Below are 23,433 nucleotides of genomic sequence, written 5' to 3'. Positions count from 1 at the left end.
GGCCAGTAGAGAAACGTGAGGTACGTCATGATTTCGCCGACCCCTGAAACGGCAGGTGATGCAACCGGCAGGATCGCCATCGTCGGCATGGCGGGGCGGTTTCCGGACGCAGCCACGACGGGCGACCTCTGGCGCCTGCTGAGGGCGGGGCGCGAAGCGACGCATTGGTTCAGTGACGAGGAGCTGCTGGCCTCCGGTGTCTCGGCCACGCATCTGCGCGACCCGCGCTACGTGAAGGCCGGAATGGTTCTGCCCGACATGGAAGCGTTCGATGCGGGATTTTTCGGCCTGAGCCCTCGGGAGGCGGCCATTCTCGACCCCCAGCACCGCCATTTCCTCGAATGTACCTGGGAGGCGCTGGAGGATGCAGGCCATTGTCCCGAGACGTTCGAGGGAGCCATCGGCGTTTTCGCGGGCTGCGGCATGCAGGCCTATTTCGCCAACAACCTGCTCACCAATGCCGAGCTCCTCGAACAGGTGGGGCTCTTCCTCCTGCGTCATACGGGCAACGACAAGGACTTCCTCGCGACCCGAGCCTCCTACCTCCTTAACCTGCAGGGGCCGAGCATCTCGGTGCAGACTGCCTGCTCCACATCCTTGGTGGCGGTCCATTTCGCGATCCAGAGCCTACTGTCGGGCGAGTGCGACATGGCCTTGGCAGGCGGCGTGACCATCGAGGTGCCGCACCGACAGGGCTACCGGGCCGCCGAAGGCGAGATTCTATCGCCGGACGGGCATTGCCGTGCCTTCGACGACGAGGCCAACGGCACCCTCTTCGGCAGCGGGGCCGGTATCGTGGCCCTGCGCCGCCTGGAAGACGCCATCGCCGCCGGCGACCACATCTATGCGGTCATCTGCGGATCTGCCGTCAACAACGACGGCTCGACCAAGGCCGGCTACCTCGCGCCCAGCGTCGAGGGGCAGGCACGCGCGGCGGCCGAGGCTCTCGCCGTCGGGGGGATCGACCCCGGCAGCGTCAGCTACATCGAAGCCCACGGCACCGGCACGCCCGTGGGCGACCCCATCGAACTCGCGGCCCTGAGCGAGGCCTATTCCGTTCCCGGCCGGCGCCAGTTCTGCGGCATCGGCTCGCTGAAGACCAATATCGGGCATCTCGACACGGCGGCCGGGGTGGCGGGCCTGATCAAAGTCGCCCTGGCGATGCATCACGAGGAACTGCCCGCGAGCCTGAACTGCGCGCGGCCCAATGGCCGGTTTGATTTTTCCGCGAGCCCGTTCTCCGTGGTCACGTCGGCCAGACCCTGGCCAAGGACTGGGACGCCCCGGCGCGCCGCGGTGAACTCCCTCGGGGTCGGCGGCACCAATGCCCATGTCATCCTGGAAGAGGCCCCGGCCGTGCCTGTGCCGGGTCCCGCGCGGGACTGGCAGATCCTCGCCCTGTCGGCACGGACCGCCGAGGCCCTCGACGGGGCGAAACGCAAATGGCGGGAGGCGCTGGCCGATCCCTCGCCGGACCTCACCCTGGCGAACGCGGCCTTCACCACCCAGACCGGCCGTCGCGCCTTCCCGCATCGCTGCACCGTCATCGCCCGCGATCGCGCGGGGGCGTGCGAGATCCTCGCCAGCCACACGCATCGCCGCATGGGAACGGGGAGCGTCGGCGCCGGGACCGTCGGCGCGGTCTTCATGTTCCCCGGCGGCGGGGCGCAGTATCCCGGCATGGGCCGCGATCTCTACCGGGAGGTCCCGGCCTTTCGGGAGGCGCTAGAGGCCTGTCTGGCGCTGCTGCCGCCCGATGCCCCGGACGGCCTGCGGGCGCTGCTCCTCGACAGCGAACCGGGCGATGCGGCCGCCGCCGCCCTCCTCGCGCGGCCGCGCTACACCATCCCTGCCCTGTTCATCGTCGAATACGCCACGGCGCGCATGATGCTCGCCTGGAACATCCGCCCCGCCGCCGTGATCGGGCACAGCATGGGCGAGTATGCCGCCGCCTGCATCGCCGGCGTGATGTCCCTCGCCGATGCCTTGTCCGTCGTCGTTCTGCGCGGGCAGATCTTCGAAGCCGCGCCCGCGGGCGCCATGCTGGCGGTGTCGCTACCCTCGGCCGAGCTGCGCGACCGGATCGGCGACGCTCTCGACATCGCGGCGGAGAACGCCGCGACGCTGACCGTAGCGACCGGGTCCGTCCACGAGATCGCCGCCCTCGAACGGCGGCTGGCGGAGGACGGGATCGAGTTCCGCCGCCTGCGCATCGACGTCGCCGCTCATTCGCGCATGCTCGATCCCTTCCTCGACCGGTTTCGCGCATGCCTGGCATCGATCGCCCTCCACGAGCCCACGCTTCCCTTCGTCTCGAACCTAAGCGGCGCCTTCGTCGGTCCGGGTGAACTCACGCGGCCGGACTATTGGGTGTCGCATCTCAGGCAGACGGTCCGCTTCGCGGCCGGCGTTTCGGCGATCCTGGCCGAGCCGGACCGGGTGCTCCTCGAGATCGGGCCGGGCCACAGCCTCGGTGCCCTCGCGCGTCTCGCGGAGGGCGGGGGCTTCGCGCCTCTGGCCATCGCCCCGACCATGGGCCAGCCGGGGGACACGGAATCGGACGTCTGCGTCGCGCTGACCGCGATCAGCAAGCTCTGGGCCTGCGGCCATGCCGTCGATTGGGCGGCGATCCGAGGCGGCGATGCGCGCCGTGTGTCCGCGCCGACCTACGCCTTCGAGAAGCATAGGCATTGGATCGAGCCGACGCGGTCGGCTGCGACGCCGGTCGTCGCCGAGGCCGAGGCGCCCGTGCTGCAGCGCCTCGACGCGATGGAAAACTGGTTTTCGGTGCCGCAATGGTTGCCTGCGTCGGTCGCGCCGAACCGGGCCACGCCGGACCGGACATGGCTGGTCTTCGCCGACGCGTCGCGCCTGAGCACCGCGATCCTCACGGCTCTCGAAAACCGGGGCGCCAGCGTGGCGGTCGTGCGCTCCGGCGAAACCTTCACCGTCCGCAACCGCCTGTTCCAGTTGCGGCCCGACCAGCCGACCCAATACCGGGACCTGATCACGGCCCTCGACCGCGAAGGAATGGCGCCGGATCACATCCTCCACCTCTGGTCGATGAGCATGCCCGACCCGTCCCTGGATCGCCCCTCGGCCGAACAGGTGCTGGGTTTCGACAGCCTTCTCTCCCTCTGCCAGGCGATGCAATATTGCGACGTCGCTTCGCCCAAGCGCCTGACCATCGTGACGCGGGAGAGCCAGTCGCCCCCGAACCATGCGGCCCGCCACCCGGAGCGCGCGACCCTCCTCGGCTTGTGCCGTGTCCTGCCCCGCGAGATGCCGGGCCTGGCGACGCAGGTCATCGATCTCGGCGGCGAGGATGGCCCCATCCGCGACGCGGATCCGGTGGCGGAGGCCGCCCGTATCCTCGCGGAATGCGATGCGGAGCACGGCGTCGATTTGGTGGCTCATCGCGCCGGCATACGCCTGGTTCAGCGGATGGTCCCGGCGCGGATCGAGCATCCTGCCGGGCTACCGCACCGCCTGCGCCAGAGCGGCGTCTATCTCATCACAGGCGGGTTCGGCGGACTCGGCCTCACCCTCGCTGCGTGGCTGGTGAGCGACGTGAAGGCGCGCCTCGTGTTGGTGGGGCGCAATGCCTCCGCGCATGCGGCAGCAATCCACACTCTGGAGGCGGAGGGAGCCGAGATCCTGTCGCTGAGCGCCGATGTGACCGACCACGCTGCCATGGAGCGGGTGATCACCGCCGCGCGGAAGCGTTTTGGCGCGATCCACGGGGTCTTCCATGCTGCGGGCTCCATCGACGACGGCCCAATCTTGGAAAAGACCCTGGAATCCAGTCGTCGGGTCATGGCGCCGAAACTGGCCGGCGGTTTGGTCCTCGATGCACTGCTACCGCAGGGAAGCCTCGATCTGTTCGCGGTGTTCTCGTCCACCAGCGCCCAGATCGGGCCTCCCGGACAGATCGATTACGCCGCCGCCAACACCGCCCTGGACGCCCTGGCCGCCCGCCGTAGCGATGGCCTGTCGGTGGCATGGGGAATCTGGGGCGACATCGGCATGGCGGCCCGGATCCACGGGGGGGCGTCCCTGTCCGGTACCCCGGAAGGGCACCCGCTCCTCGGGGCCGAGACGGGTCGCACCGAGACCACCATCACCTTTCAGGCGCTCTACGATCCTGCGCACATGTGGGTCCTGGCGGAGCACGTCCTCGACGGACGTCCGATCCTGCCCGGCGCGGCCTATGCCGAGATCGCTTTGGCCGCCGCCACGGCGGGGTTCGCATCGACGGGTGTCGACCTGCGCGGGCTCACCGTCGATCTTCCCCTCGTGTTCGAACCTGGGGTGAAGCGTCTCGTACGGACGACGCTCACGGTCCTTGCTAGCGGCGGGTACAGAATGTCTGTCGAGAGCCGCCCCCTCCTGGGCGAAGAATGGGTCGAGCATGCGCGCGCCACCCTGTGGCCGGGATCGGCCCTGCCCTGGGCTGTCCGGAGGGTGGCCCGCCGGGCGGCGCGTCGGGAAGGGGCGCACGCGCTTCCGGGCCTTGGTTTTCCGCAGGGTGAGACCGTGACGTTCGGGCCGCGCTGGCACACGATACGCTGGATCGAGCGCGGTGATTGGGAGGCCGTGGCCGAACTGGAACTGCCCGCCGAGTTCGCTGCCGACCTCGACGGCATCACGGCGCACCCTGCGCTCACGGATCTCGCGACCACCTTCGGGCTGCATCTCCTCGCGCCCCCGGCCGACGACATGGTCTACGTCCCTACGTCGATCGAGCGCATGCGGCTTCCCCCGGGGCGCTGGCCTCGCCGAATCCGCAGTCACGTACGACTGACGGCGCTTCAGCACGGTGCCTCCGCTCGGTTCGACGTGGTGATCGGCGACGTGAACGGGGTACCGCTCGCCGTGTTCGAGGACTTCACCCTGCAGAGCGTGTCCCGATCGGTGAAGTCCTCGCAGGCAGATGCCCGTCCGCCGAGTCTGGAGGCGCGGCTCAATGCCGGCATCATGGCGGCCGACGCTCCCGAACTGCTCCGCCGGGTGCTCGACTGCCGGGGCGCCGGGATCGTGGCCTCGTCGATCGCCCTGTCAGACCTGCGCCGGGAAACCCTTGCAGCCATTCGTCCGAAAACGATGTCGGCGCAGCGTTCGGCCAAGCCGGTCGGCGGCGATCTCGACTACGCGAACGCTCTCGAGCGTCAGATCGCCGGATACTGGGCGGACCTGCTCGGCATCGCCGTCGTGCGTCCCCAGGACGACTTTTTCGAGCTTGGCGGTTTTTCCTTGCTGGCAGTGCGGTTGTTTGCCCGGATCCGCAAGAATCACGACGTGGATCTGCCGATCGCCACCCTGTTTCGTGCATCGACCCTGCGCCAATTAGCGACTTTGGTCGGCGGAATGGCCGCGCCGGAACCCACGGACGAGGGCACCGCCGGGGGAGGCGAGCCGGACAAGGTGCTGGTCATGCCGTCCGTCGCCTGGTCGCCTTTGGTGGAGATCTGCCGGGGCGTCCCCACCCGTGCCCCGATCTTCTGCATCCATGGCGGCCAGGGCAACGTCCTCAACTTCGAGAAGCTGAGCCGGCGCCTCGGCCGGGACCAGCCCTTCTACGGATTGCAGGCGCGCGGTGCCGACGGGCGGCTCGCGCCGCTGGAATCCATTGAGGAGATGGCGGCGTCCTACATCGCGGCCATCCGCGAGGTCGATGCGCACGGTCCCTACCGGATCGCGGGTTATTCCGGTGGCGGGGTGATCGCCTACGAGGTCGCGCAGCAACTGACGCGCGCGGGCTATTCCATCGCGCTCCTGGTCCTCTTCGACACTCTGTCGACCACCAGCGTCGCGCAGCATCACAGCACGGTCGAGCGGCTCTGGGCGGTCCGCCGCTGGAGCCTCGGCTACACGCTGGGATGGCCGTCCCGCCTGATCGAGCGCCGCCGCCGCGCCGCGGAATTCGCGCGGGAGCGCTTCGACCCGAACATCCCGATCCCCGACATGTACCGCGCGCAGTTCATCATGAACGCCTATCTCGTCGCGCAGAGCCGCTACACGCCCGAGCCCTATGCCGGGAGCATGCTGCTGTTCCGCTCGACGGATGCGTATGTCCCCTATCTCCTCGCCGGCCCGGATCTCGGCTGGGGCGGTCTCGTCCGGGGGGGGATCGACATCCACAAGATCGCGGCGACGCACGAGACGCTGTTCCAGGAGCCCGCCGTCGACAAGCTCGCCGCCATCCTCCGGCGCAGGCTCGACGGCCTGATGCATTATCCCGTGCGCAAGAGCGCCTGATCCGGGGACCGCATCGTCCGTCGGTACCGTCCCGTTCCGCGATGGACGACACCCCGTTGCCCGGCAGGGAGACCGAAGATGGATTTCGTCGATCGCGCCTACAGGCACTACAGCGACGTCAAGCAACTCGGCCTGCCCGTGCTCCTGCGCGGGCTGCACCGCCGCGCATCCTCCCGCGGGGCCCGTCTGGTCCGGACGATCCACGGTGCGTTCTACATCCGGCCGCACACGTCGGACATGGAGGTGCTGAGATCCGTCTTCGGCCGCATGATCTACGACCTCGACCGGGTCCGCCAGGGGGCGGCCACCCGGAGCGAGTACGAGCGGATCTGCGCGGCGGGACACACGCCGATCATCATCGACGGAGGCGCCAATGTGGGAATCGCGGCGCGCTATTTCGCGCGGGCCTATCCGAGGGCGGTCGTGCTGGCGGTGGAGCCGGACGAGGACAACCTCGTCGTCTGCCGGCAGAACACCGAGGTCTGCGCCAATATCTGCGTCGTCCCCACCGCCCTCGGCGGCCGGAGCGGCTGCGTGAACCTCGAACACGGCAACGGCAACGCCGACAGGGGACGGACCGAGCGCTCCGACCACGGCATCCCCATCACCGTCATCGCGGAACTCAAGGACCTGATCCCCAATGGCGAGTTGCTGATCGTCAAGATCGATGTCGAGGGCTTCGAGAAGGACGTGTTCTCCGGCGAGATCGGCTGGGTCGCCGAGCCGCATGCGATCATCGTCGAACCGCACGACTGGATGCTGCCGGGCGACGGAACCAGCTTTCCGCTGCAGGACATCCTCCTGCGCGAGCGGCGGGAGATGATCTTGTCGGGCCACAACCTGATGCTCTTCAAGTCCCGCGCCGCATCCGCGAGGGGCGACACGTCGCGCTGGCCGACGAGGGGGCTTCTCAAGGTGGTGCCGTCCGCGTGACGAGGCGGCCGAGCTTCTCCTGCCCGGCATCGCGAAAACCGGCATAGTCGATGGGCGTCCGCCCCCAGATGAAGACCGGCTTCACGTCGGCGGGCGCGGCGTAGGTGTTCCTGTCGAAACTGTTGCCGCCCTCCTCGATGATTCGGGCATTCGGGGCGGCCTCGTTCGTATCCGTGACGCCGCCGGCGCTGCCCCTGCCGGTGAACAGGATCCGGTTGTCGTGGACGCGGTTTCCGGTCGTCCTGTAGAAGCCGCCGCCGTCCTTCTCGCGGCCCTGGTCGACGAGCACGATGGCGCGGCCGTCGGGCCGGACGGTGATGGTGTTGTCGAAGACTTCGACGCCGCTCGAGGCCGCCACCTGGATGTCGGCCCCCCAGAACCAGACCGGATGGCCCGCGCCGTTGAAGCGCAGCGTATTCCCGCGGATCACGGCGTCGTAGGAGATCTCGAAGAAGATCCCGGCGGTGGAATTGTTCTCCACCGTATTCTTCTCGAACAGGACGTCGCGGCAATCGATGTCGCACCAGAGGCCCGGACCCGCATTGTCGTGGACGCGGTTCCCGCGCAGGACCACCTCCTGGCTCTGGGTGATCTTGAGGCCGCCGGCCTCCCATTCGGGGTCGAAGCCGGCCGTGTTGTTCCAAGCGATGCGGTTGTTCTCGATCAGGATCCGCTGGCCTTGCGCGGCCGCGCCGAGCTGGCCGTTCCGCTCGATCGTGCTGCCGGTGATCGCCCCGTCGGAGCCCACATCGACGCCGAGCCCGGCATTCAGGCGGATCTGCGAATCCTCCACGCGCCACCCGGTGCCGTCGCCACCGCGGATCGCCCCCATCTGGGTCGGCGTGTCGTATTTTTCCACGACGAGCCCCTTGATCCGCACATCGGCGGCCCGGCTGCGGAAGGCGAAGCGCGCCGCGCTGACCTCGACGCGGCGTCCCTCCGGGTTGTCGGCGAGGATCGCGCGGCCGGCCGCCGCCTCCACCACGTAACGTCCGGGACCGAGATCGCCGCGCGACGCGACGCGGGTGAGCGGCTGTCCGTCGAGGAACACGGCCAGCGACAGGAGGCAGAGCGAGCCGCCGCCGCGACACCGGCCGGCGCCCACATGGCGCGGGTACAATCCGGTGAGGGACCAGTACGGGCCCGCCCGTTCGAACTGCCGGACGATGCGCGAACCGTCGAGGACGCTGCCGGGCTCGCCGAGGAACGTCTGACCGCGCAGGGGCGCGATCTCCTGCATCCGGTAGAGGCCGGCGCCGATGCAGATGGTCCCGCCCTCTCCGGCGCGGATCGCGGCTCGCTGGATCGATTCGCCGGCGGCGACGCGCACGGCCTTGCCGGGGCAGCCGCCCTCCGCGCCCTCTCCCCGCGCCGGGTCGCCCCCCTGCCAGAGGATCAGCCCGGCGAGGGGCAGCGCATGGCGGAGCGCGCGCAACGTCATGGCTCCCGCCGTCCGGTGAGCGAAGTGCGCGACGGGGATCGCTGCCGGTGAGGGCTGTGCCGAGCGGTCATCCACCAGTTCGATCCTGCAGGGAGCAATTATCACCTTCCGTTACAGTTGCGGCCGGCGCGAGATCTCGATGCCGCCGGCCCTGTACCGGTTTCTGCAAAACAGTGAGGATTACTTCTCGCCGAAAGGAAGGTGAAAAACGGTCTAGAGCGCCGGGGCGAACGAATTAGTCCGTGATCTCACTTCCCAAGCCAAGTCGAAATCCCTCTCAATCACACCGACCAGACGGTGGATCGGCCGGATGGTGGATGAAAGCTCCGCCGTCATGGCCCGGATGCCCGGAAGACGGCCGATCCTCCGACCGGAGCGCCGCACATGCCACGATCAACGAGGACGGAATGAACCGGGTTCTGGACCACTCGAAGAGCGGGGTCAGCGTCGTGCTCCGCCAGACCTACGAAGCCCAGACCCTGGGGTTCCTCACCGCGATCCTCCGGCATCGCCGGGTGATCGTCGGGCTCGCCGCCGCCGCCTTGCTGCTCGCGACCGCCATCTGCTGGTCACTGCCCGACAAGTACAGCGCCGAATCCCTGATCCAGGTCGATCTCAGCCGCGTCGCTGCCTCACAGGCCACGTCGCCGAACCAGCAGGCGGCGACCAGCCTCGATGCCGGGGCCATCGTCGAGAGCGAGGCGCGGGTGATCCGTTCGCTGGCCACCGTCAGACATGCGGTCGAGGACCTCAAGCTCCAGGACGACCCGGCCTTCGCGCGCGGGCCGGGCTTCGTCTCCCGTATCCTTTCCACGGTACTGCCCGGATCCGCGAAGGAGCCCGCCGATTCCAGCGCCTCGGTGGAGGCGGTCACCCGCGAAGTCTCGCGGAACCTGACCGTGACCAACGACACGCGGGCCTACCTGATCAACGTGTCCTACAACTCGACCTCGCCGGAGCGTTCGGCGCGGATCGTCAACGCCGTGGTCGACGCGTATCTGCGCAATCGCCTGGAGATGGGGGTGGCGGCGGCCGAGCGGACGAGGACTTGGCTCGAGGAGCAGATCGGCGAGAGCCGGAGGGAACTCGAGAATGCCGAGGCTGCCGTCGATCGCTACAGGCGGCAGACCGGCTATGTGGAGGGCGGCACACAGGGCATGAGCCTGCCGCAGCAGGAGGTGCGCGATGCCGTGGCCCACCTCGCCGCCGCTCGCCAGACCCGGATCGCCGCCGAGGCGCGCCTGTCGCGGGCGCAGGAGGTCTTCGCCGCCGGTGGCACCCCATCGGCGCAGGACCTTTCCGGCGCGCCCCTGATCCAAAGGATGCTGGAGAGCGCGGAATCGGCCACGCGGGAATTCGCCAACGTCGCCGCGACCGGACCGCGTCATCCGGCCTACCTGCAGGCCAAGGCCAATATCGAGGCCGCGCAATCACGGCTTCGCGAGGAGATCAAGCGCGCGATCGGCAATCTCGAGAGCGACGTCAAAGCGGCGACCGCCGATGAGGCGAACCTCGCCGACAGGGTCGACGTGCTGAAAGCGAACCTTGTCGAGGGGATGGGGCAGGACGCCAAGCTGCAGAGCCTGCAGACCAACGCGGTGGCCATCCGCGAGCGCCTCAAGTTGCTCAGCGACGGCCATGCCCAGGCGCTGGCGCTCACGGGGATGAAGTCGTCGACCACGCAGATCGTCATGGCGGCCAAGCCCGTGACGGTCCCGTCGGGGCCGAACCGATTCATGCTGATCTGCCTCAGCGTCCTCGGGGCGAGCGGCGTGGGGATCGGCTACGCCGTGATGATGGACCGGCGCGACACAGGCTTCCGGTCCGATGCCGAGATCGCGCACGAAACCGCCCACCGCTGCCTCGGGATGGTACCGGAACTCACCGGCAGCTCGTCGACCGCCGAGGTCCGGATGTTCGACGAATCGATACGCCTCGTCAGCGCATCGCTCACCGGAGCCCGCGCCCTGGCCGAGCCCCGGGTCGTCATGGTGACGTCCTCGGTACCCGGCGAGGGCAAGTCGCTTCTCTGCATGGCGATGGCGAGTCTCCTGGCTCAGCGCGGCATCCGGACCCTCGTGATCGACAGCACGCCGCGCCGCTACGCGGAGGCCGACCAGCCCAGCCTCGAGGATGTCGTGTTCGGCGACCCGGCGGGATTCCCAATGCGGAACGACCCCGGCAGGGTCGTGGTGCTGCATCGCGCCGAGAACGGCGACTCGCACGACCTCTTCCTGACGCCGGCTTTCGAGAGTTTCATAGAGCGGGCTCGAGAGAACTTCGATCTCGTCCTCATCGAGGCTCCCCCGGTGATGCTGTCCATCGATGTCCTGACGATGGGCGGTCTCGCCGACGTCACGGTCATGGCCGTTCACTGGAACCGGACCCCGCGCGAGACGGTCCAGGCGGCGTTGCGGCGGCTGCAGGACAATTCCGTGCGCCTGCGCGGCCTGGTCCTGACTCATGTCAATCTGACGGAGCACAAGGACTTCCGCGTGGTCGACCAATGCTCCCACTACAACGATTACCGGGGGCATTTCGAGGAAGCAGGGTCGCATCACCCCCGCGGCAACCTGCTGCCGTCCAAGCTGTCCTCATAGGAGCGGCCCAACGGCCCGTTCCCTTTCTGCACGACTTCTTCTCGGCGGCCATCCAGCGGATGTCGATCATGGCTTCGATCATCATCGTGTTCACGCCTGTCGGCGGAGGCGGCGCGCCGCTGTCCCGCGCGGCCGTGGCCTGCCCGACGCCGTCGGCGGTGGAGCCGGCCGGTGCTCGCTAGAGTGCGGGCTGCACGGATCGCCTGGCCCCTGATCGATCAAGGCGTCGCGAGCCTCGGCAACTTCCTGTTCACGATCGCCCTCGCGCGGACATTGCCGCCGCAGGAATACGGTGCCTTCGCGCTGCTCTTCGGGATCCTGATGATCCTTTACACCGTCATGGCGTCGGTGCTGTTCTATCCGATGTCGGTCCTGGCCGATCCCGCGGACAGGGACCGCATCGGCGAACTGATGAGCGTGAGCTTCATCCTTCTCGTCGGCCTGTGCGTTCCGGCCGGTCTCGTCCTGGCCGTCACGGCCTTCCTCATCGGCCGGCCGGATCTCATCGCGGCTCTGCTCGTCTACTTCTTGGTCTGGCAGGTGCAGGAGGCGTTCCGGCGCTACCTGTTCGTGGAACTGCGCTTCGGAGCCGCCGTCCCCGGCGAGATCGTCAGCTATATGGGGCAGATCCTGATCGCCCTCTGGCTCGCGCTCCGGGGTGACCTGACCCTGGAGACCGCCCTCTATGCCATGACCGTCACATCGGCGGCGGCGGCGGTCCTCCAGGGGATACAGGTGGGGTTCTCCCTGCGCCGACATGCGATGATCCGTATCCGGACCGTCGCCCTGGAATTCTGGCGCCTCGGCGGATGGGCGCTGGCGAACAACCTCTGCGCCGCCCTGCGGGTCCAGTTCCTGTTCTGGTTCCTGGCCGCCCTGTCCGGGGCCGCTCTGCCGGCGCTGCTCCAGGCCGGCTTCAACATCGTCAACCTGCTCAACCCGCTCATGATCGGGCTCGGCAACGTCATCCTTCAGGTCTCCTCACGGGCGCATGCCGGGGGAAAGGCGGAGGCATGGCGCGCCACCCACCCCCTCGCCCTGTCGGGGATGCCCATCGTGATCGTGTTTCTGGCGGCCATCGTGGCATTCCCTCACGAGGTGCTGGGCCTGATCTACGGTGCCCACTCGCCCTATGCGGACATCGCGACCCCGGTCCGGCTCCTCGCCATCGCGGCCCTCGCCGCGTTCGTGACGGACATCGTGTGCGCCTATTTCCACGGCGTCTCGCAAGCCAAACAGGCCCTGATCGTGAACGCGGCCGGGGCCGTGGCGACGATCCCGATCGCCATCCCGCTCATCATCGGGTTCGGCCTGAACGGAGCCTGTATCGCCCTCTGCCTCGCCAACGCCGTCCGCCTCGTCGTACTGCACCTCCTCTTCACCAGGATGATCGCTACCGACACCGCCGACGCTTCCTCCGGCCGGGTGCGGGACCAGGCCGTCCCGGCCCGCTCCGCGGACGATCCGGGTGAGGCCATAGGCAACGCCGTGGCGTCACGCGTGGCTGCGCTGCCGGCCTCGAAACTGAGGCAGACCTGATCGGCGCTCACGCCGAATCCGGCACCGGCGGACGAGTGCATCCGCCGGTGCCGCAGGGCCTCGCCGTACCTGTCCAACCAGCTTTTGCGAGGACTTCCATCAGGCCGACGCGCGAGGTGGGTCACTTCCATCCGAGAGCCTGATCGTCCGGCGCCCTTCGAGACCACTGCGCGGCGCCTCGGCGCTTTTGACATGCAGACCCAACGCGCCGTGAGGGAAATCGACGCTGGTTCCGTTCGATGCTTGGCCTCGGCGCGTTCGGCGGACGCCCGCCGTCGCACGGGCGGCGGGTGATGAGTTCCCTCACCTCCGTCTGGTCTCAGATGAAGGGGCCGATCAGTCGTTCGTACTCGGCCTCGGCGAGACCATAACTGTCTCCGGCCAGTTCGACGAGCTTGAGCCGGTCACGGATCGTGATCTGCCCGCGGCGCATCACGATCATGCGCGTGCGCTCCAGCTCGTGCAGGGCGACGGTGACACGCGGGCGGTGCATGCCGAGCATCAGCGCCAGCATCTCGTGAGTCATGACCACGCGGCCCTCATCGAGCCTGTCGCTAGCCAGGAGGAGGCAGAGCGCCAGGCGCTCCTCCACCGAATGGTGACGGTTGGCCAGCGCCATCTGGCTGGTCCAGAGGATGACGACCTGGACGTAGCGCAAAAGGATATCACGCAGAGCACTGCTCTGGGCCATCGCCTGGCGCAGGGCGCCCGCGCCGATCCGCAGGGCCCGGCCCGCCACGCGGACCTCCACGGTGAGCGGCGTATGCTCGATGCCAAGCACCAGGGCGGTGCTGACCATGCCGTCGCGCCCGACGACGGCGATCTCCACGGTGCCGCGTTCGGCGATGGCCATGGTCACGGACGCTAATCCGCTTTCGATGAAATAGGCGTGCGGGATGGGTTCGTTGGCGATGACGATCCGCTCGCCGACGACCAGAGCCACCTCCTCCAACTGCGGCAGCATCTGGTTGAAGACCTCGATGGGAAGCGCCCGCAGGAGACGGTTCTCGACCAATGGTGCCTGGAGTGGCTGGAGTCGTGAGTTCATCAATGACGCTCCGCCAAGCATCTCGCCTGTACTTTCAAGTAAATCGAAATCCGCGTAGGCGGGAGCTAGTATTCTGCAGGGTAATGAATAAAATTCCAGTACAATAATGCAATATTAAGTACTATAATTTCTGTAGTAGAGCAATCTCTTTCAATGTGTTTGCAGGTGCGCCGCGTGTCTGAGCAGTTCGGGTGTCGAGGTGAAGCTGCGATACCGATACGTCCGAGGAAGTGTCCGGTGCCAGCCTGTGCCGATGTGGGTTCAGTAAGCAGTTGGCGGATCGCCGTCGCGGCATCGACGAGCCAGCGGCATCCGGGGCGAGCCGGTCTTCACTGGGAAGAGTCTGCGTCTTGGATCAGCGCGGGGGGAGGGCGCCCGGTTCGGGTAGGACAAGGCTCGTCCTGATCGATGCCGTCGGCGGCTCGCGACGCACATCGATGATGTCGCCTGGCTGGAGGAGCGCCCGCTCATCGGCCTCGAAGGTTTCCGTCCGCTCTCCTACGGTTCGCGTGATGAAGACCTTTCGCGCCGGGGCGCCGGGGCTGGCGGCACCGAGCGTGCCGCCGGATTGGAGGCGCGCCTCCCGGATCTCGCGGGCGCTGGGCAGCTGCATCTCTACTTCGGTCAGACGCGTGGTGACGTCCTGCAACTCGGTGAGGATTCGGCGATGATAGGTGTCGGTGAGTTCCTGCACCCTCAATCCGAGATCACCGATCGCCAGGTCGAGCCGGGCGAGTTCGGAGTTCAGCCGAGCGATCGTACCCTTGTTCCGGGCCTCCTCCCGCTGCAGCTCGATGCCTTGGTATCGTCGTGCCAAGCCATTGCTGATGAGTTTCTCGTAATCTTCGAGATGGGACTGAATCAGCCGGAGTTGGGTTTCTTCCGCCTTACGTTGCGCCTCGACGCCGCCGATCTCGGCCTCGATCCGCGGTTTCTGCGCTCGCAGCATCTCCGCGGATTGCACGAACGCACTCCGCTGCGCCTTCAGGATCCCGCGTTCCTCCGCAAGCAGGCGGGAGAAGCCCTCGTCGTGCCCGCTGCTGCCCGGTGGCGTGAAGTCCTCCCGGTCGTGTCGTTGCGCCTCCAGCCTCTCGCGCCGGAGCATCAGCAGGCGCTGGGTCGCCTCCAGCACACGGACGCGCTCGTCGGAGCTGAGGAACTCCGTGCGTTGGGCGATCTGCGCCTGTTCGGGCAAGGCGAAGCCGCCGGCCAGGGCGATGCCGCTGAGGACCGAGGCGCCGTAGCGGAAGGGATAGCTCCCCGCCACGCGCACGTCGCCGAGGAGGTAGATCGGCCGCATCTCGGTGATGCGCAGGCTCACCACCGGCTGCTGCAGAAAGCCGTCGGCCAGATGGCTGACGATCTGCTTCTGCGCCTCCGGCAAGGTCATGGCGGACACGGAAACTTCACCCACCAGGGGTAGGAACAGAGCGCCGCTGCCATTGACCACGAACTCGCCCGACAGTTCGGCCTGCCCATAGACCGATAACCCGACCCGGTCGCCGGGCGCTAGGCGATAGGTCGAATCCTGGGCCAGCGCCGCCCCGCCGATGGCGACCCATAGGGCAAGCGCTGCGATGCGATGGGATACGCGCCCGGAGCGCGTCCGCTGATGCTGTTTCATCCTGGATCAACCGACCGCTCGTCTCGTGAGGCCCATCCCGCACGTTCGCCGATATTCTAAACGTCGGGAATTCGAGCTTCGGCATCGCCTTTCGGACAAGCTGGGTTCTACGACGAGGTAATCCTTTCGAAAATACGTATTTATGTGAAGGAAAAACAGTTATTCCTAATCCATTTCGCACGATTATTCGATAGTACTATTCCTTATTCGGGGCATGTGATTGTCAAATGCACCGGATGCGCCACTTGTAGTCAACGGTCATTGCCCGCCATGGTTCAACAACGCTCCGAGTTCCCGGCAAGGGAGCGGTAGGGCGAGATCACCGACGGAACGCTCATTCAACGCCCGGACGAGACCGTTGTCAGTCCAGGGAATGAGCCGGAGGGGCACCGACAATGAAGCGCATCCTCGTAACGGGTGGGGCCGGGTTCATAGGATCTCATCTCTGTGGAAGGCTGATCAAACAGGGAAATGAGGTTCTCTGCGTCGATAATTTCCTGACAGGTGCGCGCTCGAACCTGGATAAGCTGCTCACGCATCAATCCTTCGAGCTCCTTCGCCATGACGTGACGTTCCCGCTCTATGTGGAGGTCGACGAGATCTACAATCTCGCCTGTCCGGCTTCTCCGGTTCACTATCAGCGTGACCCCGTTCAGACGACGAAGACCAGCGTGATGGGCGCGATCAACATGCTTGGCTTGTCCAAGCGCCTCCATGCTCGCATCCTCCAGGCCTCGACCAGCGAGGTGTATGGCGATCCGGACGTTCATCCGCAGCCCGAGGGCTATTGCGGCCATGTCAGCATCGTCGGGCCGCGGGCTTGTTACGACGAGGGCAAGCGCTGCGCGGAGACGCTGTTCCACGATTACCGGCGGCAGCACCGGATGTCGGTGCGCGTCGCGAGAATCTTCAACACTTACGGACCGAACATGCATCCGCAGGATGGTCGGGTCATCTCGAACTTCATTGTCCAAGCACTGACGCATCAGCCGATCACGATCTACGGCGACGGATCCCAGACGCGCTCGTTCTGCTACGTGGACGATCTCGTCGAAGGCTTGCTCCGGCTGATGGCGGTGGATGAGGAGCCCGGCGACGCGGTCAATCTCGGCAACCCTTCCGAGATCAACGTCCTCGCTTTGGCCGAACGCATTGTACAGCTGTGCAATTCGCGCTCGACCATCGAATGCCGACCCTTGCCGCAGGACGACCCGAAACGGCGTTGCCCCGACATCTCTCGCGCCCGCGAGAAGCTGAGATGGTCGCCGCGTGTCGATCTCGACACCGGTCTGGTGCGGACCATCGCGTATTTCGAAGCGAGGCTCATCCAGAAAGGTTCGCCGATTCACGCTCTGCGCGAATTGGCCCGTTCTGAACCCCTGACGCAGGCCGTGTGATGACCGAGGATCTCTCGCCGACCGGCGCCGACCTGAATCGCTGGGCGCGATCCGTGCTCCCAGCGACTCACCTGCACTACGCGGTCGAGGCGATGGGGGGAGCATCGCCGGCCGCGGTGGAGCACCGGGAGTTGCCCCGCGCCGAGGTTCTCGGCCTTAAGGTCAGCGCGATCACCTTCGCGGATGCCCTCGCTGCCATCGATGCCTTCGTCCGCTCGCGGACGCCGCATTACGTCTGCATCACCGGCGCCCATGGGGTGATCGAGAGCCGGAGCGATCCGCGATTGCTTGCCATCCACAACGCGGCGGATCTCGTCACGCCGGATGGCATGCCGCTCGTCTGGATGTCGCGGTTGCTGGGCCACAAGGCGACCGAGCGGGTCTACGGCCCCGACCTGATGCGTGCCATCACGGGCCTTTCTCCGGCCCGCGGCTATCGACATTTCTACTATGGCGGAGCGCCCGGCGTGGCCGAGGCGTTGAGTGCACGCCTTCAGGACGCGCATCCGGGGTTGTCCGTGGTCGGAACGTGCTGCCCTCCCTTTCGCAGCCTTTCGCGGGAGGAGGACGAGGCAGTGGTGGCGCAGATCAATGCCGCGCAGCCCGACATCGTCTGGGTCGGCCTCAGCACGCCCAAGCAGGAAAACTGGATGGTCTCGCATCTTGGGCGCATCGATGCGCCGGTGATGATCGGCGTCGGCGCCGCCTTCGATTTCCTGGCAGGCACCAAGCGCCAGGCCCCGGTCTGGATGCAGAAGCGGGGCCTCGAATGGCTGTTTCGTCTCGTTACCGAACCGAGGCGGCTCTTCGCCCGCTACATGAAGATCGTACCCCTGTTTCTTCTGCTTGCCGCCGGCCAACTTTTGAGGCGCTGGTTCGCTGCTCGCTTCCGGGGGGGAGCCTCACCGGCGCCTCATCGTCCCGGGTGATGCCTGCTCCTGCGCCGTGCCGGGTTTTTAGCCTAGTCGCGACGGTGTCCCGCCTCCTCTCGTTCCAAGGCCGGCATGGCCTCGCGCTTCCGGAATGGCTTCCCATGAGCACCACCGACAGCATCGTTCTCGTGGGCCCTACGGTCGAGCGTACCGTGCCGGTGCGAGCAGAACTCCGGCCAGGACGGCGGCGGGCAATCGTCACCGCCGTTCTGGTCGGAGGCGACCTGTTCTTTTCCGGATTGGCCGGTCTGTTTCCCCAACTGATCACCGGCTGGCTACCTGCCGAGTATTGGCTTGGATCGTCTACCCCGGTGCCGATTCCCCCGGTTGCTCTTGTGCTCGTCCTGGCGGCGTTCGGGCTCTATTCCAGCTACGGGCCGAGCCCGCCGGAGCGGTTCCGGCTACGCGTTCTCGGTATCGGAATCTACGCGATCAGCTGCCTGCTGGTCGCAAGCGCTCTCGGGACATCCGCGCGTGGCGTCGCCGATATCGCGGTGGTGTCGGCGCTCCTCATCGTGATCGGGTTCTATGGCGAATCCGCGCTGAGGAGCGCACTGATCCGCTGGAAGCTCTGGGGGGCTCTCACCGTGATCGTGGGGGCCGATACTGCCGGACGCGATCTGGCCAATACGCTCCTCGCCCAGCCGGAATTGGGGTTCCGTCCGGTGGGCTTCCTCGTCGAGCATGGACAGGAGTCGATCCGGACGGAGGGACTGCCCGTTTTTGGCGGCATCGACGAGAGCCCGGCGGTGCCAGCGGAGGTCTTGCTGTTCTCGTCCTGCGCGACCCTTGCCCTGTATGATGGGAAAGGCACGGGCCAGCTTCCCGCTCCGCGCACCGTCCTGGTTCAGCAGATTCACGAGTTACAGAACATGTGGGTCCAGGTTCAGCCCCTCGGCAGCGCCATCGGCCTGGAGATCCGGCGCGAACTTTACCGGTCGCGAAACCTGGCCCTCAAGAGGGTGATCGACTGCACGCTCGGAGGGATCGGCCTGATCCTCGCCCTGCCGGTGATCGCGATCCTCGCCGCGACGATCCGTGTACTCGATCCCGGCAGCCCGTTCTATGTCCAGATCCGCGTGGGACGAGACGGGCGACCCATCAGGGTCTTGAAGCTGCGGACCATGTATTCCGACGCCGAGCGCCGGCTGCATGCCCATCTCGAAGCCTGCCCGGCCGCCCGCGAGGAATGGAGGCGCTTCTTCAAACTCTCCGATGATCCGCGAATCTTGCCGAAGATCGGGAACTTCATCCGGCGAACGAGCCTGGATGAGCTGCCTCAGCTCTGGAATGTCGTGCGCGGCGATATGAGCCTCGTCGGCCCGAGGCCGTTTCCCGCCTATCACATGGACGGGTTCGATTCCGATTTTCGAACTCTTCGCACCAGCGTCCCGCCCGGGCTGACTGGCCTATGGCAGATTTCGTCGAGAAGCGACGGAGATCTTGGGGTCCAGCGTAGCCAGGACACCTATTACATCCGCAACTGGTCACCCTGGCTCGACTTATACATCCTGCTCGCAACGGTCTCGGCCGTCCTTGGCGCCAAGGGTGCCCGGTAGCTTCCCACCGCCGTGACACGGTCATGTCCTTCGCTCTCGTCACGACTTTGTCTTGGTGGTGCGCTTGCCGTGAAGTTGATTTCCTTGAAGCAGGCCCTTGCGTGTCTGTGATCTAATTGGTCGGATGATCATCCCATTCGATGCGTTGGCGTTTTTCGGGCCATAGAAATATACATATCAACCCAATGCTGCCGAATACGGACACAAGGGCGGAGATCCAAAATATGATTTCCAGCAAGGCACCCTCCGGTGCTGCAGTGACACCGGATATCTTTTGCGGATGATGGATTGACTGTCAATTGCCCCGCGAATTCTCGGGCGTCACGGTTGAAGTCTAGGAAGGCTGGTGACCATAGTCCTGGTTAGGACTGATTTCGCCAGTTCAAGCTTCAGACGATTGGGGGGCGGTGAGGTCACCGGACGGACGGGCAGCGTTCGCCACCGCCTCGGCCACGAATTTCGCATGGCCCTTCGCGCGCAAGTCACAGGCGGGGCAGGTGCCGCAGCCATAACCCCAGGCATGGCGCTGGCCACGCTCGCCGAGGTAGCAGGTATGGGTGTCCTCGACGATGAGGTCGACCAGCGGCGGGCCGCCGAGATCCTCCGCGAGTTTCCAAGTCTCGGCCTTATCGATCCACATCAACGGGGTGTGGAGTACGAAGCGTCTGTCCATGCCGAGATTGAGGGCCACCTGAAGCGCCTTGATCGTATCGTCGCGGCAATCGGGATAGCCGGAATAATCCGTCTCGCACATGCCCCCGATGATGTGGCCGAGGGATCGCCGGTAGGCGAGAGCGGCGGCGAAGGTGAGGAAGATGATGTTTCGGCCGGGCACGAAGGTGTTGGGCAGCCCCCCCGCTTCGAAGGCGATCTCGGTGGTGCGGGTGAGGGCGGTTTCCGACACCTTTCCCAGCGCATCGAGCGAAATCGTGTGGTCGCGGCCGAGACGTCGGAACCAGCCTGACTTCATGCCGGCCATGCTCTGGCGTAAGGTCGCCCGCCGGTCGAGCTCGACCTTATGGCGCTGGTTGTAGTCGAAACCGAGGGTTTCCACCCGCGGGAACCGCTCCAGTGCCCAGGCTAGGCAGGTCGTGGAATCCTGCCCGCCGGAAAACAGGACCAGGGCGCCTTCGTCGTTCATCGTCAGCCTTCGTATTCTGCCCAGGACATCGGGGTCTCCAACACCTTGACCGAAGATAGGCCGGGCAGAGCCGGCTTCGTCCGATGCCAGATCCAGGCCGCGATGTTCTCTGCAGTGGGGTTCTCGAGCCCCTCGATCTCGTTGAGGCAGTAATGGTCGAGCTGGAGCAGGATCGGCGCGAAGGCATGCTCCACATCGAAGAAGTCGATGACCCAGCCGGTTTCGGCATCGACCTCCCCCGAGATCGTCAGCTCGACCCGGTAGGAATGCCCATGCATGCGATGGCAGCGATGGGTCTCCGGCACGTTGGGCAGGCGGTGCGCCGCCTCGAAGGTAAAGGCTTGGGTGATCTTCATCGACTGACTCTGGGGTTCCTCACGCGCTGACGTGACCGGTTCGGGATTACGGAATACCGATGATCTTGTGGGTCTGGAGCGACAGCCGCCAGCGCGCGTCTCGACGGCAATACTCCACCGCAGCCTGCGTATGGGCAACCCGGTCCGGCCCGTCCATGGGCTGGAGCCAATGGTGGCGGAAGCCGAGGGCGGCAAACAGATCGGGCATCGCTGCAGCCTGCGGATAGACGAGTTTCAGTTCGTGGCCCGTAGTCTGGACGAGGGCGTTGCCCGCCTTCGGGCTCACGCAGATCCAGTCGATCCCCTCGGGGGCCGCCAAGGTGCCGTTGGTCTCCACCGCGATCTCGAAGCCGCGCGCATGCACCGCCGCGATAAGTGCGGGGTCGAGCTGCAGCAACGGTTCGCCGCCAGTGAACACCACGTAATGATGGGAGGCGCCGCCCTCCCAGGTGGCGGCGATGGCGTCGGCCAAAGCCTCCGGCGTCGAGAAGCGTCCGCCGCCCTCGCCGTCCATGCCGATGAAATCCGTGTCGCAGAAGGTGCAGGCGGCCGTGGCGCGGTCCTCTTCGCGGCCGGACCAGAGATTGCAGCCGGAGAACCGGCAGAACACCGCGGCGCGGCCCGCTTGGGCCCCTTCACCCTGAAGGGTATGGAAGAGTTCCTTGACCGCGTAAGCCATCGATTCCTCGGCCGATCTCCTTGTGGAACCCGTATGGAATTCCGTCCCGCGATGGCGAACGGCCATCCTCAGCGCCTGAACGCGGTGAGACAGCCCATAGACTCACCGCCGCTCCGAGGCCATGGCGCAAGGCCCAACACATCCATGCACTTACGGCAACGTCGTTTCATGCCAACCGTGCGGCGCACCATGATCCTGGCTGCGCCGCCATGCTGTTGCCACGGAAACGGCGTTGATACCCTTGCCGGATCTCTCCTATGGGGAACGGTCGAGAGGACGATCGACGATTGGCAGCCCTCGCCAAAGCTCGGCCGTTGCGCTAACTTTTTCCGGACGCATCGGCCGTTATGGCGTCGGAGCGTTCCCAGCCGAGACAGGCCCGATGTCGAACCGAGTGTTGAGCCGCGTTGTCCTTGGTCTAGCGGTCGCGGCGGGACTTCTCGGATCAGGTGCGGCCGGCGCGGTGACGTCGCCTATCCTGGTGGTCGAGGTCGATTCGGGCAAGGTCGTCTACGCCCAGGGCGCCACCGACCCGTGGTTCCCCGCCTCCATAACCAAGCTGATGACCGCCTACGTCGCCCTGGACATGGTGCGACAGGGTAAGGTCTCCCTCGATTCCCTCATCACGATCTCGCCCGCCGCGGCCGCGGAGCCGCCTTCGAAGATGGGGTTCCGGCCGGGTACGAAGCTGACCCTCGACAACGCCCTGAAGATCATCATGGTCAAGTCGGCGAACGACGTGGCCTGGGCGATCGGCGAAAATCTCGGCGGCTCGGTCGAAGGCTTCGCCGCCATCATGAACGAGACTTCCGCCCGAATCGGCATGCATGAAAGCCGCTGGACCAATCCGAACGGCCTGCCCGATGCGCGGCAATGGACCTCGGCCCGCGACATGGCAGTGCTCGGACGAGCGCTGATCCGCGATTTTCCCGAGAGCCGCGCGCTATTCTCCATAAGCGCCATCCAGTTCGGCAAGTCGATCATGGCGAACCATAACGGTCTGCTCGGGCGCTATGCCGGGGCCGACGGCATGAAGACCGGATTCATCTGTGCGGGTGGATTCAACGTGGTGGCGAGCGCCACTCGCAACGGCCGCCGTCTCATCACTGTTGTGATGGGCCAGCCGAGTGCGCGCGAGCGCGACCTGAAGGCCGCCGACCTGTTCGACCACGGGTTCAGCCAGTCCGCCGGCTGGACCGCCCAGACGCTCGATGCGCTGCCATCCTCGTCCATCTCCGAGCCGCCGGATATGCGTCCCTATATCTGCGACAAGCGTAGGCCGATGCCGGTCGACGAAGGGCCGGGGGCCATCGCCTCGCAGGCCGGCAACGAGAACGCTTCGATCCTGGCCGCCGCGGCACCGGTGGGCTCGGCCCTGGCCTTCGCGACGCTGAACAATGGCTCGATGAAGGGCCGCGCCCTGCCGCCGCGCGCCCCGCTGCAGCCCATCCTGGTCTGGATCGGCCGCGATCCGGCCGAAGGTGCCATTGCCCTGAACGAGCAGGCCGAGGCGGAGAAAGCCGAAAAGGCCGCCAAGCTCGCCGAACTCCGCAAGGCCAAGGTCGAGGCTGCGAACGCCAAGCGCGAAGCATCCAGGCTCACTAGGCCGGACGCGAAGTCAAAGGCTCCGAGTGGAAAGGCCGCCGTGCCTGCCAGCGCCAGCGCCTACGCTCCGGTGGAAATGACGCCTGTCATCGCAGGGGGCGGAAAGCCGTCGACCAAGGCTGAGGCCGGGAAAAAGCCTGCTGGAAAAGCCGTTGCAAAGCCGGGCCAAAAGACGTCGGATAAGCCCGCGGCGAAGGCTGAGGCCAAGCCCAGTGCAAAGCCTGGCGTCAATCCTGCAAAGAGCGCCACCAGGACGTCCGGTAACAATAAGACGTCCGCTGCCAGTTCGGCCGAGGATTGAGCCGGCGGCGTTGCCGGGGT

At 66.4% G+C, this 23,433-nt stretch carries 14 protein-coding genes; 8 read left to right on the top strand and 6 right to left on the bottom strand.

The window, feature by feature from the left end:
• The first annotated feature begins 27 nt into the window (after positions 1 to 27).
• Together ACYQML_RS03065 and ACYQML_RS03060 are read left to right on the top strand one after the other, a co-directional pair.
• Positions 28 to 6,258 (top strand): type I polyketide synthase, encoded by a 6,231-nt coding sequence (locus ACYQML_RS03065; protein WP_461234662.1) that lies wholly within the window; start codon positions 28 to 30, stop codon positions 6,256 to 6,258.
• A 78-nt stretch (positions 6,259 to 6,336) separates the two neighbouring features.
• On the top strand, positions 6,337 to 7,191 hold the full coding sequence (locus ACYQML_RS03060) for an FkbM family methyltransferase (protein WP_461234661.1): 855 nt from the start codon (positions 6,337 to 6,339) through the stop codon (positions 7,189 to 7,191).
• Here the strand turns inward: ACYQML_RS03060 and ACYQML_RS03055 are convergent.
• Complete coding sequence (locus ACYQML_RS03055) at positions 7,169 to 8,632, bottom strand: right-handed parallel beta-helix repeat-containing protein (protein ID WP_461234660.1); 1,464 nt, start codon at positions 8,630 to 8,632, stop codon at positions 7,169 to 7,171. The two genes, ACYQML_RS03060 and ACYQML_RS03055, sit on opposite strands and share 23 nt — an antisense overlap.
• Positions 8,633 to 9,039: 407 nt before the next feature.
• Here ACYQML_RS03055 and ACYQML_RS03050 point away from each other — a divergent pair, with 407 nt between their 5' ends.
• Together ACYQML_RS03050 and ACYQML_RS03045 are read left to right on the top strand one after the other, a co-directional pair.
• Positions 9,040 to 11,232, top strand: coding sequence for a GumC family protein (locus tag ACYQML_RS03050; protein WP_461234659.1), 2,193 nt, complete (start codon positions 9,040 to 9,042; stop codon positions 11,230 to 11,232).
• 171 nt (positions 11,233 to 11,403) lie between these two features.
• The gene (locus ACYQML_RS03045; RefSeq protein ID WP_461234658.1) at positions 11,404 to 12,771 is read left to right on the top strand and encodes a lipopolysaccharide biosynthesis protein; all 1,368 of its coding nucleotides are present in this window, start codon (positions 11,404 to 11,406) and stop codon (positions 12,769 to 12,771) included.
• 319 nt (positions 12,772 to 13,090) lie between these two features.
• Here ACYQML_RS03045 and ACYQML_RS03040 read toward each other — a convergent pair whose 3' ends face one another.
• Both ACYQML_RS03040 and ACYQML_RS03035 read right to left on the bottom strand, forming a co-directional pair.
• Entirely contained in the window at positions 13,091 to 13,819 is a 729-nt protein-coding gene (locus ACYQML_RS03040; RefSeq protein WP_056422411.1) for a Crp/Fnr family transcriptional regulator, read from the bottom strand.
• A gap of 355 nt (positions 13,820 to 14,174) precedes the next feature.
• Positions 14,175 to 15,443, bottom strand: a complete 1,269-nt coding sequence (locus ACYQML_RS03035) for a polysaccharide biosynthesis/export family protein (protein ID WP_461234657.1) — start codon at positions 15,441 to 15,443, stop codon at positions 14,175 to 14,177.
• Positions 15,444 to 15,838: 395 nt separating this feature from the next.
• Here ACYQML_RS03035 and ACYQML_RS03030 point away from each other — a divergent pair, with 395 nt between their 5' ends.
• The 3 genes from ACYQML_RS03030 (at position 15,839) to ACYQML_RS03020 (ending at position 19,331) form a co-directional block, all read left to right on the top strand.
• Positions 15,839 to 16,840 (top strand): UDP-glucuronic acid decarboxylase family protein, encoded by a 1,002-nt coding sequence (locus tag ACYQML_RS03030; RefSeq protein ID WP_056422405.1) that lies wholly within the window; start codon positions 15,839 to 15,841, stop codon positions 16,838 to 16,840.
• Complete coding sequence (locus tag ACYQML_RS03025; protein WP_461234656.1) at positions 16,840 to 17,769, top strand: WecB/TagA/CpsF family glycosyltransferase; 930 nt, start codon at positions 16,840 to 16,842, stop codon at positions 17,767 to 17,769. The genes ACYQML_RS03030 and ACYQML_RS03025 overlap by 1 nt, the downstream gene beginning before the upstream one ends.
• A 104-nt stretch (positions 17,770 to 17,873) precedes the next feature.
• Positions 17,874 to 19,331, top strand: a complete 1,458-nt coding sequence (locus tag ACYQML_RS03020) for an exopolysaccharide biosynthesis polyprenyl glycosylphosphotransferase (RefSeq protein ID WP_461234655.1) — start codon at positions 17,874 to 17,876, stop codon at positions 19,329 to 19,331.
• Positions 19,332 to 19,713: 382 nt separating this feature from the next.
• Here the strand turns inward: ACYQML_RS03020 and queC are convergent, their stop codons facing one another.
• The 3 genes from queC to queE are packed head-to-tail and all read right to left on the bottom strand — an operon-like array spanning position 19,714 to position 21,507.
• On the bottom strand, positions 19,714 to 20,472 hold the full coding sequence (gene queC / locus ACYQML_RS03015; RefSeq protein WP_311275776.1) for a 7-cyano-7-deazaguanine synthase QueC: 759 nt from the start codon (positions 20,470 to 20,472) through the stop codon (positions 19,714 to 19,716).
• Between the two features lie 2 nt (positions 20,473 to 20,474).
• Positions 20,475 to 20,828, bottom strand: coding sequence for a 6-carboxytetrahydropterin synthase QueD (queD, locus tag ACYQML_RS03010; RefSeq protein WP_056422399.1), 354 nt, complete (start codon positions 20,826 to 20,828; stop codon positions 20,475 to 20,477).
• A gap of 46 nt (positions 20,829 to 20,874) precedes the next feature.
• A complete protein-coding gene (gene queE, locus ACYQML_RS03005; protein WP_056422393.1) occupies positions 20,875 to 21,507 on the bottom strand; it encodes a 7-carboxy-7-deazaguanine synthase in 633 nt (210 codons plus the stop codon).
• A gap of 382 nt (positions 21,508 to 21,889) precedes the next feature.
• On the opposite strand from queE, the gene ACYQML_RS03000 reads away from it, so the two are divergent.
• The gene (locus tag ACYQML_RS03000) at positions 21,890 to 23,413 is read left to right on the top strand and encodes a D-alanyl-D-alanine carboxypeptidase family protein (RefSeq protein WP_461234654.1); all 1,524 of its coding nucleotides are present in this window, start codon (positions 21,890 to 21,892) and stop codon (positions 23,411 to 23,413) included.
• Positions 23,414 to 23,433 lie beyond the last annotated feature (20 nt).

Source organism: Methylobacterium sp. CM6244 (genome assembly GCF_054817885.1).
This window is presented reverse-complemented; position numbering and strand designations above follow the sequence as displayed.